The sequence below is a fragment of the Neoroseomonas terrae genome (assembly GCF_018129025.1).
In the GTDB taxonomy this organism is placed as follows: domain Bacteria; phylum Pseudomonadota; class Alphaproteobacteria; order Acetobacterales; family Acetobacteraceae; genus Neoroseomonas; species Neoroseomonas terrae.
In genome coordinates this window covers 1-1,423 of record NZ_JAAEDI010000060.1, presented here as the reverse complement: position 1 = coordinate 1,423, position 1,423 = coordinate 1, and the positions used below count along the sequence as shown (strand labels likewise).

1 pseudogene is annotated in these 1,423 nt (G+C 76.1%); it reads left to right on the top strand.

Going from position 1 to position 1,423, the window contains the following annotated elements:
• A pseudogene (locus GXW78_RS27650) lies at positions 1-1,423 on the top strand (DUF4159 domain-containing protein); the annotation flags it as partial.

The following is a 1,423-nucleotide window of genomic DNA, read 5'->3' as shown; positions in this document are numbered from 1 at the left end:
CGCGTCGCGTTGCTGGCGACCGCGCCGCCGGCGACGGGCGAGCGCATCGCCACCACTGCGCTGATGCCTGCGGAGGAAGCGGGGGCGCGGCTCGCCGCGCTCCGCCCGCGCGCCTGGGCACCGGACCGCGCCGCCGCGCTCGAAGCGCTGGCGGCCTTCCGGCGCGCCAATCCGGGTCCCTTCGCCACGCTCTACGTGGCCGACGGCGTGGAACACGCCGCGGAGGGCGATGCCTTCACGCCCTTCGCCACCGCGCTGGGCGAGGCCGGACCGATGACCCTGGCTCGCGCCGAGGCGCACCCGGCGCGGGTATTGCCGCCGCCGCGCGCCGAGGCCGACCGGCTGATCGTGAATGTCCTGCAGACGCCGGTCGGCGCGCCCACCGAAGCCACGGTGCTGGCGCGCACCGGGGACGGCCGCGCCATCGCCTCCGCCACCGTGGCGATCCCGGCCGAGGCGACCCGCGCGGAGGCGGCGATCGACCTGCCGATCGAGATCCGCAACCAGGTGGTCCGCCTCGACCTCGAACCCGAGGCCGGCGCGGCAGGGACCGTCCTGCTGGACGAGCGTTTCCGCCGGCGGCCGGTCGGGCTGTCCTCGGCGCTCGACACCGCCGCCGATGCCCCGCTGACCGGCGACCTGTTCTATCTGGAACGCGCCCTTGCGCCCTATGCCGAGATCCGGCGTGGCACGCCGGAACAATTGCTGTCGCGGCAGATCGCCGTGCTGGTCCTGGCCGACCGCGACGTGCCCGAGGGGCGTGAGCGGGAAGCTCTGACGCGCTGGGTCGAGCAGGGCGGCATGCTGATCCGCTTCGCCGGGCCGCGCCTCGCGGAACGGCCGGACCCGCTGCTGCCGGTGGCGCTGCGGGCGGGCGAGCGGCAGCTTGGCGGCGCGCTGTCGTGGGATCGCCCCCAGGCCCTGGCGCCTTTCCCCGAAGGCTCGCCCTTCGTCGGCCTGACGCCACCGGCCGAGGTGACGGTGGAACGCCAGGTGCTTGCCGAACCGTCCGCGCGGCTGACCGACCGGTCCTGGGCGCGGCTCGCGGACGGCACGCCGCTGGTGACGTCGGAGGCCCGCGGCCAGGGGCGCATCGTGCTGTTCCACGTCACTGCCAATGCCGAATGGTCGAATTTGCCGCTCTCCGGCCTGTTCGTGGACATGCTGCGGCGGTTGGTGGCGCTGTCCTCGGGCGTCCAGGGCTCGGACGGCGAGGCGCCGCTGGCGCCGCTCGAGATCCTCGACGGCTTCGGGCGGCTCGGCGCACCCTCCCCTGCCGCCGCACCGCTGCCGGCGAACCGGGTGGAGGAGACGGCGGCCTCGCCGCGCCATCCGCCGGGCTGGTACGGCTCGGCGGGCCGCGCCGAGGATGCGGCGTGGGGGCGGGCGCTGAACCTGTCCGCGCATCTGCCGCCGCCCCGCG